Annotated in this window: 12 protein-coding genes; 7 read left to right on the top strand and 5 right to left on the bottom strand. The window is 50.8% G+C overall.

Annotated features, from left to right (window positions below):
- The first annotated feature begins 17 nt into the window (after window positions 1–17).
- On the top strand, window positions 18–527 hold the full coding sequence (locus tag K7P01_RS21225) for a GNAT family N-acetyltransferase (RefSeq protein WP_267296590.1): 510 nt from the start codon (window positions 18–20) through the stop codon (window positions 525–527).
- A 15-nt stretch (window positions 528–542) separates the two neighbouring features.
- Here the strand turns inward: K7P01_RS21225 and K7P01_RS21230 are convergent, their stop codons facing one another.
- The gene (locus tag K7P01_RS21230) at window positions 543–2,240 is read right to left on the bottom strand and encodes an OmpL47-type beta-barrel domain-containing protein (RefSeq protein WP_267296591.1); all 1,698 of its coding nucleotides are present in this window, start codon (window positions 2,238–2,240) and stop codon (window positions 543–545) included.
- A 480-nt stretch (window positions 2,241–2,720) separates the two neighbouring features.
- Between K7P01_RS21230 and K7P01_RS21235 the strand changes: the two genes are divergently transcribed.
- Both K7P01_RS21235 and K7P01_RS21240 read left to right on the top strand, forming a co-directional pair.
- The gene (locus K7P01_RS21235; protein WP_267296592.1) at window positions 2,721–4,550 is read left to right on the top strand and encodes a glycoside hydrolase family 2 protein; all 1,830 of its coding nucleotides are present in this window, start codon (window positions 2,721–2,723) and stop codon (window positions 4,548–4,550) included.
- 71 nt (window positions 4,551–4,621) lie between these two features.
- Window positions 4,622–4,861 (top strand): hypothetical protein, encoded by a 240-nt coding sequence (locus K7P01_RS21240; protein ID WP_267296593.1) that lies wholly within the window; start codon window positions 4,622–4,624, stop codon window positions 4,859–4,861.
- 95 nt (window positions 4,862–4,956) lie between these two features.
- Here K7P01_RS21240 and K7P01_RS21245 read toward each other — a convergent pair whose 3' ends face one another.
- From K7P01_RS21245 to K7P01_RS21255, 3 genes are read right to left on the bottom strand one after another with little or no spacing between them, the layout of a single operon-like run.
- Window positions 4,957–5,388 carry an SMI1/KNR4 family protein gene (locus K7P01_RS21245; RefSeq protein WP_267296594.1) on the bottom strand — a complete coding sequence of 144 codons (432 nt, stop codon included), beginning with the start codon at window positions 5,386–5,388 and terminating at the stop codon, window positions 4,957–4,959.
- The gene (locus tag K7P01_RS21250; protein WP_267296595.1) at window positions 5,385–6,086 is read right to left on the bottom strand and encodes a PorT family protein; all 702 of its coding nucleotides are present in this window, start codon (window positions 6,084–6,086) and stop codon (window positions 5,385–5,387) included. Before K7P01_RS21250 ends, K7P01_RS21245 begins: the two co-directional genes overlap by 4 nt.
- Before the next feature lies 1 nt (window position 6,087).
- Window positions 6,088–7,092: a hypothetical protein gene (locus tag K7P01_RS21255; RefSeq protein WP_267296596.1), complete on the bottom strand. Its 1,005-nt coding sequence runs from the start codon at window positions 7,090–7,092 to the stop codon at window positions 6,088–6,090.
- Window positions 7,093–7,263: 171 nt separating this feature from the next.
- On the opposite strand from K7P01_RS21255, the gene mnmH reads away from it, so the two are divergent.
- The 3 genes from mnmH to K7P01_RS21270 all read left to right on the top strand — a co-directional run bounded on the left by mnmH (window position 7,264) and on the right by K7P01_RS21270 (window position 10,489).
- Window positions 7,264–8,277 (top strand): tRNA 2-selenouridine(34) synthase MnmH, encoded by a 1,014-nt coding sequence (gene mnmH, locus K7P01_RS21260; RefSeq protein WP_267296597.1) that lies wholly within the window; start codon window positions 7,264–7,266, stop codon window positions 8,275–8,277.
- A 13-nt stretch (window positions 8,278–8,290) separates the two neighbouring features.
- The gene (gene selD, locus K7P01_RS21265) at window positions 8,291–9,340 is read left to right on the top strand and encodes a selenide, water dikinase SelD (RefSeq protein WP_267296598.1); all 1,050 of its coding nucleotides are present in this window, start codon (window positions 8,291–8,293) and stop codon (window positions 9,338–9,340) included.
- A gap of 141 nt (window positions 9,341–9,481) precedes the next feature.
- The gene (locus K7P01_RS21270; protein ID WP_267296599.1) at window positions 9,482–10,489 is read left to right on the top strand and encodes a glycoside hydrolase family protein; all 1,008 of its coding nucleotides are present in this window, start codon (window positions 9,482–9,484) and stop codon (window positions 10,487–10,489) included.
- A 28-nt stretch (window positions 10,490–10,517) separates the two neighbouring features.
- Here K7P01_RS21270 and K7P01_RS21275 read toward each other — a convergent pair whose 3' ends face one another.
- Window positions 10,518–11,009, bottom strand: a complete 492-nt coding sequence (locus K7P01_RS21275) for a hypothetical protein (protein WP_267296600.1) — start codon at window positions 11,007–11,009, stop codon at window positions 10,518–10,520.
- A gap of 876 nt (window positions 11,010–11,885) precedes the next feature.
- On the opposite strand from K7P01_RS21275, the gene K7P01_RS21280 reads away from it, so the two are divergent.
- On the top strand, window positions 11,886–12,476 hold the full coding sequence (locus K7P01_RS21280; protein WP_267296601.1) for a TetR/AcrR family transcriptional regulator: 591 nt from the start codon (window positions 11,886–11,888) through the stop codon (window positions 12,474–12,476).
- The last annotated feature ends 30 nt before the right edge of the window (window positions 12,477–12,506 follow it).

Consider the following 12,506-nt stretch of genomic DNA (forward strand, 5'->3'; position numbering starts at 1 on the left):
CATAGTATTATTGTCTCATGAAAATCAACTTAGAGGAGATCGCGATACGGATACACTTCCGGCCGACTGATCTCGGATACGTCATTTATCTCCATGGTAAGCTATATCGCGAGGAATATGGCTATGGCGAGGCGTTCGAAGCCTACGTCAGCGACGGTCTCTTTGAGTTTTATAAAAATTATGATCCTCGCATTGATCGCGTGTGGATCTGTGAGCATCAGGGCAGGATCGTTGGCTTTCTGCTATTGATGCATCGCGCGCACAATACTGCCCAGCTTCGTTATTTCCTGCTCGACCGTGAGTATAGAGGCATCGGCCTGGGTAGGAGGCTGATGGACCTGTATATGAGCTTCCTGCAGGAGGTCGGCTACAGCGCCGCGTATCTTTGGACGACAGATGACCTTCCCGCCGCCGCGCACCTCTACATGTCGTATGGATTCAAGCTGACGGAAGAGAGAGATTCGACCGCTTTTGGCATCCCGCTAAAGGAACGACGCTACGACCTTGCGCTCGCTTCCAAAAACTGATATAAACCCCACGTCTTATTGAACAGCAAACTCGATCGTATCCTGCGTTCGCACGTTCCCCAGGAAATCAACCGCTTTGATCTTCAGTGAGTGCACGCCTTTTGTCATGAGCTTTACCGGTTGGGTGTATAGAACTTCCGGTTGCTGGTTCAATGAAAAGTAGATGGCCTTTGTGCCCACAGCTTTGTCGGTAGCGGCCATGTATAAGCTTGTGCCGGCGGCATAGATCGGAATCTCCTGTTCTTTGGCCACCAGCTTTTGGGTGCCTATTTTTTCGAGGCTTGTGTGGAAGAAAATCTCGGGCGCGGTATTATCCACGACGAAAAATGCTGTCTTTACTGCGGAGTTGTTGACAAGGTCTGTGCCGCTATAGGAGAGGGCGTGCTTTCCTTCCGTAAATACCGAGAACGGAGCTTCATACGTTGTTTCTACGCTGTTGTCTACTTTGTAGTCAACGATCGCGCCACCCGATTCTGCGTCAAAGCTTTTTATCGTGAACAGTGTTTTTTCGGTCACAAAAAGCGTGTCGCGTGTGTAGACCTTGGGTATGCTGACGCTGTGCGTAACAACGGGCGGGGTATCATCAATATAGATGGCGGCGACTTGCTTGTCGGTCACGGTAGCGCCAACGTTGCCTACCTGGTCGACCGCCCGGTAGCGGATCGAATAGGTGCCTTGCTTCGAGGGCAATGCAAACGGGGCGGTGTAAACTTTCTCCGGCGCACCGTTGATGCTATAGAAGAGCTGTTTCACACCTGCTTTGTTGTCGGTGGCTTCCAGTGCGATCAATGTGCTGGTGCTGGCATACGAGCGCCCCTCGGACACCGCAAAGTCGGCATCGAACGAAGACTTTACTTCCGGACCTTTTGAATCCAGGTAAAAGGTAAACTGACGCGGTGATTCTGTATTGCCTACGTTGTCGGAGGAATAATAGGTGAGGGTGTGCTCACCGTCGGCCAGGCCGGCCGGTGAAATCCTCGTGGTATAGGCCAGTGGCTTGCCGCTGTCAAAATAGTATTCGGTCTTCTTCACACCCGACGCTTCGTCGCGGGGGACCAGCGCGATCACAGCACGGGGCGAAAGGATTTGGCCATCCAGGTGGCCGCCGCTCACTTCGTGGGTCGAGGCAGGCGCCGTGAGGTCTACGGTAAAGGTTGCCCACCTGGGTTCTTCAACATTGCCGACGTTGTCGACTCCGAAGTATTTGACAGTATACTCTTTCTCATCGGACAATGCCACCGGCGAGGAAAGCTTGGTGTACGACGCCTGGTTGATCGACAGGTACGCGCCCTCCAATCCGGACATCTCGTCTTTGCCTTTTACAGAAATGGTGAGACCTTTCCCAAAGTAAACCTTCGCGGCCGCATGGCGTGTGGCTCCCAGCAGCTCCAATCCGGATACCGGCGCGATACCATCCGCGTTTACAGCAAAAGCAACCGTACTTTCTTTGGAGTGGTGATTGTCATCGTGTTTGATCAGGTGCTTGCCGTGGCCATCCCATTTCATGGCGTGGGCAGTTTCTTTGCCTTCCGTGAGCATGACCGCATCCGCTGAACCGGGGGACGGCGACAACTGGAGATACACCGGCAAGGACAACGGCCAGTAGAGATTTCCCGCGGAGTCTTTATAAGGTTTCTTGTCGAAAGCAGGTAGATCTTGAGAGAATGCAGACACTACGAGACAGACAGCCAGCGTAGAGAAGATTAAGCGCATATAGATTTAAGGTTCTGGTTGTGTTAGGCAGAGTCAAAATAAAAAAATATTGTCTAAAATGTCATCTTCACTCGTTTCCGCCCACGGGCCGGGTATACATGATAGGCCTCAACAACCACCCCGGCAGGCGAAAATCTACAAATGTCAGCCAAAAAGTACTTTTACTATTGCCCAACGTCAACGGCAAATTCTTACGCCCAAGTCCCTCATTCCCACCGGCAACGCGGGAGAAGTCAGCGGCCGGTCCGATCTGCGCTCCAAGAGGCTGCATAGGAAGGGGACATAAATCGAGCAGATTACGTTCGTTTCCAACAGGTGTCACAAATAGTAAATCTGTATCCCCCGGAGCGACCTCAAACCGCTACCGGCGGAAGCCAGCCACCAGGTTTTACTGCCGAAAGAAATTAATTTTAAGGCGCCTCGTTTGGGGAGAGTGTATCGTTGTGTTACTTATTGCCAAACGCTTCAACCAAGCCCCTCATGAGAAAAATAAGGACTCTTTTCTGCTGTTTGCTGCTGGGTATCGTTGCCCTGGAAATCTCCAACGCCCAGGTGGCAAAATTGCCAACCCAGTGGACCAAAACGGCCATGAAAGCAGAGGTTCCCTTTCCGGAATATCCCCGCCCGCAGCTGCGCCGAAACGATTGGATGTGTTTGAATGGCCCATGGGACTATGCCGGTGGCCCCCACGTAGCAAGCGCGCAGGATCCCCAGCAGCCGATTGCTTTCGGCGGCAAAGTCGAGCAGATATTGGTGCCGTACTGTCCGGAGTCGATACTTTCCGGAATCGAACGGAAGCAGGAGATCAATATGTGGTATCGCAGGAGCGTTGAAATTCCGTCGTCGTGGAGTGGCAAGCTGGTCATCCTGCACTTCGATGCCGTCGACCACCACGCGACGGTGTTTGTAAACGGGCAAAGGGTTGGAACGCACGCCGGGGGGTACGATGCGTTTAGCATCAACATTACGCCATTCTTAAAAGCAGGGGCAAACACCCTGGTCGTGGCAGCGCATGATCCGAACGATGGACGCACACCCAGCGGGAAGAACGGACCACGGGGTGATTATACGTTTACATCGGGCATCTGGCAAACCGTTTGGCTGGAGCCGGTCAACAAAAACTATATCAGCAACATCCGGGTAACCCCCGAGCTGGCAAACAGCCGCCTGAAAGTACAGGTAAACGCGGGCACTGCAAAAGTATCCGCGGTGGCACGCATAGGCAAAAAGGCAATTGCCACCGCGGCAGGCGAGACCGGAGTGGCCTTTTACATTCCTATCAAGAATCCCAGGCTGTGGTCACCCGACGATCCATTTTTATATGACCTGACACTCTCCTTACAGGATGAGACAGGCAAGATTACGGATGAGGTCACCAGCTATTTTGGAATGCGCGACATCCGGTTGGGCGAGGTGAACGGTGTCATCCGGCCGCTGCTAAACAATGAATTTGTCATGCAGGTCGGGCTCCTGGACCAGGGCTACTGGCCGGATGGTATTCTGACGGCACCCACGGATGCAGCATTAAAATACGATGTGGAGTTTACCAAACGGGCAGGGTATAATCTGATCCGAAAGCACATGAAGACCGAGCCCCAGCGGTTTTACTATTGGGCGGACAAGCTGGGATTATTGGTATGGCAGGATATGCCGGCCATCTGGTATCAGCACGAAGATACGGCCCGGGTACGCGCAAACTTTCGAAGAGAATTCAAAAATATCATCGACGATCATTACAATTCCCCGAGCATTGTTGCCTGGGTACCCTTCAACGAAAACTGGGGAGCGTTTGACGTGCGGGAGATCACGGACTGGACAAAACGCTATGATCCGTCACGACTGGTAAACGGTAACTCCGGTTTCAATAATAATCCCGGATATCAGCAGGCCTATGGTGATCCCGGGAATGGGGACTTTGTCGATACACATATTTACATCGGTCCGAACGATGCGTCCGTGCCCGATGCGAAACGGGCAGCCTCTTTGGGCGAGTTCGGCGGCCTGGGATTGTACGTCCGGGGGCATATGTGGCCGGTGGAGAATAACGCCTACGATTATGAGCCAACAAAGGCTGCACTTACGGACCGGTATATACTCCTGATGAATCAGGTCGAGCAATTAATGAAGTACAAAGGGCTCAGCGTTGCCATCTATACCCAAACCACCGATGTGGAGCATGAGGTGAATGGTTTATTGACCTATGACCGCGCGTTCGAGAAAATGGAGGTGAAACGGATACAGGAGGTGAATCAGGCCGTGATTCAGGAAAGCAAAAAGATGAACACGGGCAAGGTCGTTCCGCTACGGTAACGAGTCTGGGGCTCTAACCCCAGGCCTGGCAGGTACGGTTTTTTTCTTCGCTCACGGTAAAACCGTGTGTTATGAATCTCCATGCCATAAAAACGATCTGTAGTAAAATCTACCACACCTTTTCGACAGAGGGTGCCCAGGAAATACCGGCATCCGACCTCTCGCTGCTGATCGCTTATCTGAACGTATCGCCCACCACGGTGTATTGCATGGAGGTGGATGAAGCCGGCTTTATTTTCTCGACCCGGACTGCGTCGTTCCGGTATCATCACGACGAGAAGCCCGAGGAGCGCCTAATTGATGTTGTTTAGTTTCGCACGAATTTCGTCGAGCCAGTCATCCAGCCCGCCGGCATCTAATACGTTACCTTGAAGAAACCGGCTAAGGTATTCGTGTAGTGACGATGTTAGTATAAGTCCCGGGTAAGCGTCATTAAATATCTCGTATCGACCATCTCCCGCAAGCCGCATGCCCCACATGTCTGCATAAACCAGGTACTCGGCAAAGTAAAACCAATTAGGCCCAAAGTGCTTTTGATCTTGTACGATTCCGGAAAGGGGTATAAAATAAAAAAAAACAACTCTTCGTTACATTGAAAGCCGTTGCATACGGTGTAGAACGTTTTAAAGTCTGCCGGCAGTGAAAAGCCTATTTGTCTTTCAAAAATTGCGATCTGGTCGGGCGTTGCCGGTGGATTAACCTCAATTTCGCTGGCGCGATGTTTTAAAACGATAGCATCAATTAATTCCTTCATTTCTGGTGCTGCTGCTTTTTGCTGTACTTCTGTCAGGGAGTTGCTAAGATAATGATTCAGGATAATAGTCAGCGTAGTGGTCATCCCTTAAACGCCCAAACGACACCGGTCGATAGCCCAACCGCGAACAGATATTCTTTTGTGTGATCGTCTGTTGAGATCGATTTAAAGTAATGTTCAAAAAAAGGCTCTGCCCGGACGGAGAATTTCCTGCCCAGGGCATATTCCAACCCGGCGCCCAGGGTAGCCGACCAGGTAAATTTGGCGAAGCCTACGGTCTTGGCTGAGGCGTGGTGATCACCACCCAGGTCGACCTTTGTCTTGCGCGAAAGGAATACGCTCGTGGTGACGCCACCCACTGCGTATACGCGCAGGTTATCATGGGTCTTGAGGGTATAATTTATATGCAGGGGAATCGCCAGGAATTTATAGCGATAGATGGTGCGGCTCTTTTCGGGCAGACCTGCCGCATCTCCTGACCAGGTAAGATCTTCATAACGCGTTTTGATGCTGTGGTTGGCATACTCCACGCCGCCCAGTAAGTCGATACGATTGTTGATATGATAGCGCACTTGCGCGCGTGCCTTAAAACCAGTGCCGGGCACTTCATTGTCGCGCAGGGATTCCAACCATCGACCGTCGGCATCGTACTGCAGCGAGCGATAGCTGTATTGTGGTGAGAAGGTAAGCACCAATCCCGTAAACCGGCGGACCTTTGTAGTGTCCTGTGCGATGGCTGCTATCGGAAAAGTCAGTATGATCAGTACAATGAAATATTTCATGCTACAGGCTTTTGATATAGGACCGGATGAGCTCAAGCGCTTCTTCGTGCACCACGGAGGTGCCAATCAGGGGCATACGTCCTTCCGACAACTGGTCAATGATCTCGTCACGCTTTCCGGATATACCTGTATTCGACAAGGAAGCGGTATACTCCAGCTGCAGCCGGTCGCCGTCTTCAAAGCCACCGCTGCGATGGCAATGCGCGCAATTCACATCCAGGTAAGCGCGGGCCCGTTCTTCCAGGCTATACGTTGTATTCTGCCATGGGGGTAGTGCCATGATTTGTGTAGGATCTACCGTGTCCAGGATACCTTGCTGCTGGAAGTAGGAGAGTTGGTTTATGTTAGCACCATCACGTGATACATCCTTATTCAGATTTCGGAGCTTGGGGCCGATCGGTATAATGGCGTCGTCGGATGAATGGCAAGTGGCACACTCGTGGTTGGAGGGTACGCGATAGGAAATGACTTTTCCTGTGCCGCGCTCGTCTATCCAGTTCACGGTTTTGTTAAGCCCCGAAGTCACCAGCCGGGCGTCGGTCTGCGCGTCGTTCCAGAGGTAGGTGCCCACGTTCCAGGTTTCTCCGGATTTAATCTCCAGGCGCGTCTCAATCAGTTGTCGCCCTTTAGACGTGTCGCGTTTGTCACGATAATAGTAAAATGTCTTTACCAGGATGGTTCCGTCGGGAAAGTTCGGCAAGCCATCTTGTTGCGGCCCGAGGACCTGTCCGGACGGAACCTTCACGAGGCGCTGTTTTTCGGAGTAGTCGGAGAAGAGCTCTGTCGATAACTCATATAAGTGAAAACCTGCTGTGGGCTGGAGTGCCGCCGGATTTCCCTCGAAGATGTGGTAGTCCGACAGGACTGGTTGCAGGGCCACGGTATTTTCGATGTGGGCCAGACCGTCTTCGTCGCATGCGGTCACGATAAACGCCAGCAGTGCTGTCGCGATCAGACCGTTTAATGCGAAGTACTTCCAGGAGAACAGTGGTTGTCGTGCGTCCATGGCTTTCTCGGTTATCATGTACAAGCCTAGGACAACCGAAAAAACATTTACCCTCTGGATCTGCGAAAATATTCTGACGTGAGTTCCGTGTGTTAAAATCTCCACATTTTTCTTTTCTTTGTTCTCTACGCAAGCCGACCAGTGATCCACCCGATAACCATCAACGATTTTATGTGTCTACAAGCGTCGGTCCCGCTGGCGGATGTACGCACTCCCGCGGAGTTTGCGCAAGGCCATGTACCGGGCGCCTTTAATCTGCCGCTGTTTAGTAATGAAGAACGGATAACGGTTGGCACCACCTATAAGCAGGTGGGAAAGGAGGCAGCGATCTTACTGGGGTTCGATCTGACCGGACCAAAATGGTCGGGGTTTATCCGGCAGGCACTGGCGGCAGCGCCGCAAAAGAAGATCGCCGTGCATTGCTGGCGCGGTGGTATGCGAAGCGGAGCCATGGCCTGGGCACTGGATCTATATGGTTTTGAAGTTTATCTGCTACAGGGTGGATATAAGCAATACAGGCGGTGGGTGCTTGACCAATTCGAGGTAACGTATGCACTGGTTGTATTGGGCGGTATGACGGGCTCTGGAAAGACCCGCATCCTGCACGAGCTCCAAACGTTGGGGGAGCAGGTGATTGATTTAGAAGCGCTCGCGCAACACCAGGGCTCATCCTACGGCAGCCTCAATAAACTGGTGCAGCCTACACAAGAGCAGTTTGAGAATAACCTTGCCCGGCAGCTGCGCAGGCTCGACCGGCAACGGTATACATGGGTCGAGGATGAAAGCTCGACAATTGGAAAATGTATGATTCCCAGGCCGGTCTGGAACCAACTGACGGGGGCCTTCCTGGTGGATATACAGATGAACGCCACGCAGCGTATCGAGGCACTGGTGCGGGAGTATGGGGCGTTGGATCGGGATTTTTTGATCGCCGGCACCGAACGCATCCGCAAACGGCTGGGCCACGACCACGCCAGGAATGCGATCACGGCAATACAGGAAGGCCGGATGGAAGACTTCATCCGGGAAGTACTAACGTACTATGACAAGACCTATCGCACCAGCCTGGCGCAGCGCACGGCCGATCGGATTCTGACCGTGGTGCTGAAAGATCAGGCCAACCATCACGACAATGCCCGGGTGGTGCGACAAGCCTTTGAGGCCGTGCCTCCGGTAAACAAATGATTTGACCGAAACGATGGACATACAGAAATTTAAGCTCACACAATATTCCCACGGTGCAGGCTGTGGTTGCAAGATCAGTCCCGCGATACTCGACAGGATCTTACACAGCAATATCACCACGGCGGCCGACCCGCGTTTGCTGGTAGGCAACGATACGCGCGACGATGCCGCTGTGCTGGACCTCGGCAACGGTACCGCATTGATCTCTACGACCGACTTCTTTATGCCCATCGTCGACGACCCGTACGACTTTGGCAGAATCGCCTCGGCCAACGCGATCAGCGACGTGTATGCCATGGGTGGCAAGCCCATATTGGCCATTGCCATCCTGGGCTGGCCCATCGACAAGTTGCCGCCGGAAGTAGCGCAGCGCGTGCTGGAAGGTTCACGGGCCATTTGCGCCGAAGCGGGTATAACGCTGGCCGGTGGACATAGTATCGATTGCCCCGAACCTGTCTTTGGGCTGGCCGTAAACGGCCTGGTGAATACCAACCAGGTGAAAAAAAACTCAACGGCCACAGCGGGATGTCGGTTGTATCTGACCAAGGCGCTCGGGGTTGGTATACTCTCCACTGCGCAGAAGCGTGGATTATTGCTTCGCGAGGATGCGGCCATAGCGTTGCAAAGCATGACGACGCTCAACAGGCTTGGCGAGCAGTTGGGTAAACTCGATTATGTAAAGGCCATGACGGATGTGACAGGCTTCGGGCTGCTGGGTCACCTGGCGGAGATGTGCGAGGGGAGTGGTTTGTCAGCGGAGATTGAATACGACAAGGTGCCGGTCATTGCGTCGCTGCCGCATTATCTGGAACAGAAATGTTTTCCGGGTGGTACAACGCGGAATTGGAATAGCTATGGGCAGAAGGTGGGGTCACTGTCGGATACGCAACGGTATGTATTAGCGGACCCGCAGACGAGCGGGGGGTTGCTGGTAGCCGTGGCGGCAGACGGGGTTGGTGAATTTGAAGCGCTTCTGAGGGAGAGTGGTTTTCCGGAAGATCGAGCCCGGCCCTTTGGGGTGTTGAAGCCCCGGAGCGGTCAGAGCCTGATTAGCGTGGTGTAACGTCAGGGGCACCCTACTGTGGGCTGGAGTTCCGCCGGATTGCCCTTGATCCATCCTCCTATATTATTTTGTCTTTGCCAGGATAGGGGTAGATTTGATTTCAGTAGTCATACCATTAAATTCGGATACCCCATGGCATGTATGAAGAACTCCCTGATTATTTTGTTATGCTTTTTGGCTGTTTCATGTAAGGAGGACGCTGAAAACGATGATTTGGCGGGCACCATCCAATTTGTAAAGCGCGAAACGCCTGTCTGGCAAGGGCAGTGGACTGCTGCGGATCCATCGGTTATCAGGGATGGTGATACGCTTCGCCTCTACTATTCCAGCTACATTCTTGACACAAACGAAAAGCTTGTTATTGCCGGGGCGAAATCTGTAGATGGCATTCATTGGATACCTGCTAAGAATAATTCCGGAGAGAGTATTGCGCTTGACGCGAATCCCGGCCAATGGGATAATCATCTTGAGGCAATAAGCGTTATACAGGATGGTGATGGTCTATCCATGTACTACTGCGGTTATGCGGTTGAGGCTGATGTCGGTGGAACCATCGTGGCAAAAGGGCAAATAGGTTTGGCAAGAAGCACAGACAAAATAAACTTTGTGCGGAACGCAGCAACCCCGATACTATCACTTGGCAGCGCCAATCAAAGAGATGCGAACGCACTTTTTTCTCCTACGGTAATCAAAGAAGGAGATACATACTACATGCTTTATGTAGGGTATTGTATTGAAAATTGTAGTCCCGCTTTTATTGGAATCCTTGGCGCCACCTCGACGGATGGGATAAACTGGCAAAAGAGACAAGAGCCTGTTATCGCAGGCGTTGATTTTGATTTGTCCTGGGCAAAAGTGATTAAAGAGCCGGCGATTGTTAAAGGCCCGGACAACATGTATTACCTGTTCATTTCAGGAGATGAAACAATTGGTGTTGCCCGAAGCAAAGACATCTTTGGTCCGTATGAAGTCTTTCCCCAACCGGTCTTAAAGAAGGAGTATAGTTGGGAGTCTACAGCATCGATCGCACCAGCCGTGCTGATCGAAAACGGAAAGGCGAGGATGTGGTATATGGGTGTGGATGCATCCGATACGGGAGCGGACTTTGTCATTGGCTATGGAGAAGCAGATTTTCCATTCAACTGGTGATTTCCCGTTTGTAAACTGGATAAATTTATTAGGCGTCTCCGTTCACGACGAAGTCACTGAACGTCTTTTTCGTTGGATTGATCTGGAAATTAAAAAAACAGGTGCCCCCGTCATGAACAAAAACAATCCTGGTTTTCCATTCGCCCATGGGGGCGCAAAAACAATTTACCCACACGACCTTTTCGCCCTTTTTATTTTCAACAGCTACCAGTTGTCGCCTATAGTTCCGTTTAATTAAATCAATCCCACTATATACATTGGTCGGGGCTTGATCTTGATTGTAGATCTTGACACTAGCGAGGAATAAACTGTCTATAACTTCTAAATCCCGCTGTGTGAGCTCCGCCTGTTTGAAGCCACTCCCTCGAAACGGATAGGACCGGTCGATCCACGGGAGAATTGCAATTTGGGAAGTATCATACTGTAGTCCAGTGGTTTGAAGAGGGCGTTGGTTTTTGGAAGACTCGCATCCGATTAAGATACAAAGTGCGGATAAAATGAAAGCCAGGGATTTTTTCATGAGGTGTGTTGATAAAAATTAATCGGCGCACAAGATGTCGCGATTAGTAAGGAACAGAAAATGAAATATTTCATAGGTATGGTTTGCGAGTTCTGGAAAAAATAGAAGTCCATCTATCTATTCTTCATCGGAGGAAGCATTGATAGATGGCCCCTCTTACGAATGTAGGAATAGAATGTTGTTTTCCTGCTAAGATGTTCTCAAACCACCAAAAAGTTTCCGAACGCATCAGGGTAATCTCCAGTCGATGGATTGTGTTTGTGTTTTAGGTGAGTTTTTATTTATACTTTTGCCAGGATTTCGATGCACCATGATTCATAGCCCTCCCGAATTTACGAAGCACAGCTTTATTCCTCCGTTTAGGATATCCGAAGGAGAGTACCAGGAGATAAAATCCACACCGGACTATGTCAAATCCGTGGTTAAACCAGATTGGAAGTTTTTTCATGCAAACTATACTCGACAGTTATTGCTTTGGTCAGTGCCGCTGGTAGTCGCATGGGCAAATGTAAATTTTCTCTTAGCATCGCTTTCGGAATTTAGCGTTATTGTATTGGGACTCTTTGCCCTTGTTGCTTTTAAAAAGTCACTTCAGTACGGCTTGAGCGCATATTCGCTTTGGGAGGTAATACAAAAGAAACAAAAATTTTACAAAATGGTGAAGAGCTTTGTAGATAGGACAGGCACTTATCAGACGTTTACAGAGCGGTTTAACAACCGGAACGTACGATAGGGAATAAGGCTCGGATTTTAGTTCCAGCGCAGCCGCGACGACCTTCGCTCGCTTTTTTTATGGCCATGAGGTATTCTTTCTGATGCGTAGCAAATTGGGGGTTAGTATTTTGAAAGTTAGATACCAATTGGTATCTTCGCGATATGCGGGATCCGGAGGCTACGAAAGAGACTATTTTGAAGAAATCGGGTGTATTGTTTAATACGCAGGGGTATAAGGCGACGTCGATCAGTCAGATCACGGATGCTACGGGCTTTACAAAGGGCGCGATCTACCGGCACTTCGGAAGCAAGGACGATTTGGAGAAGGAGACACTGGCGTTTTTATCCAACATTCTCTTCGGGAAGCTGCGTGTGATCATTGTCAATGAAAGCAATGCGGTGGACAAGCTTCGCGGTATTTTTAAGTTCTTTGAATCGTATATCTCCAATCCGCCGCTGAAGGGCGGGTGTCCGTTGTTGAATGCGGCGATTGAGGTGGACGATGCGCATCCGGCGTTGCGGAAGGAGGCTGTGAAGACATTGACTGTTTTGAAGAAGTCCTTGATGACGATTCTTCAAAACGGAATTGACCACAAACAGTTGAAACCCGATACGGATGTGGTGTTTTTTTCAACCCTGATTATCGCTGTGCTGGAAGGGGGGATCATGATGAGCAAGCTGGAAGGAAACAACAATGACATTCGGAAGATGATCAACCATTTGAATGATCAATTAAAGACCATTACACTTTGATTTTTTTTGTTCTGATAGATACCGATTGGT

Source organism: Parachryseolinea silvisoli, from assembly GCF_021190955.1.
GTDB lineage: Bacteria > Bacteroidota > Bacteroidia > Cytophagales > Cyclobacteriaceae > Ohtaekwangia > Ohtaekwangia silvisoli.

Coding starts and splice junctions, on each gene's coding strand:
- K7P01_RS21225 (WP_267296590.1), top strand. CDS start 18: ATGAAAATCAACTTAGAGGAGATCGCGATACGGATACACTTCCGGCCG.
- K7P01_RS21270 (WP_267296599.1), top strand. CDS start 9,482: ATGAAGAACTCCCTGATTATTTTGTTATGCTTTTTGGCTGTTTCATGT.
- K7P01_RS21280 (WP_267296601.1), top strand. CDS start 11,886: ATGCGGGATCCGGAGGCTACGAAAGAGACTATTTTGAAGAAATCGGGT.
- mnmH (WP_267296597.1), top strand. CDS start 7,264: ATGTGTCTACAAGCGTCGGTCCCGCTGGCGGATGTACGCACTCCCGCG.
- K7P01_RS21245 (WP_267296594.1), bottom strand. CDS start 5,388: ATGACCACTACGCTGACTATTATCCTGAATCATTATCTTAGCAACTCC.
- K7P01_RS21230 (WP_267296591.1), bottom strand. CDS start 2,240: ATGCGCTTAATCTTCTCTACGCTGGCTGTCTGTCTCGTAGTGTCTGCA.
- K7P01_RS21235 (WP_267296592.1), top strand. CDS start 2,721: ATGAGAAAAATAAGGACTCTTTTCTGCTGTTTGCTGCTGGGTATCGTT.
- selD (WP_267296598.1), top strand. CDS start 8,291: ATGGACATACAGAAATTTAAGCTCACACAATATTCCCACGGTGCAGGC.
- K7P01_RS21275 (WP_267296600.1), bottom strand. CDS start 11,009: ATGAAAAAATCCCTGGCTTTCATTTTATCCGCACTTTGTATCTTAATC.
- K7P01_RS21255 (WP_267296596.1), bottom strand. CDS start 7,092: ATGGACGCACGACAACCACTGTTCTCCTGGAAGTACTTCGCATTAAAC.
- K7P01_RS21240 (WP_267296593.1), top strand. CDS start 4,622: ATGAATCTCCATGCCATAAAAACGATCTGTAGTAAAATCTACCACACC.
- K7P01_RS21250 (WP_267296595.1), bottom strand. CDS start 6,086: ATGAAATATTTCATTGTACTGATCATACTGACTTTTCCGATAGCAGCC.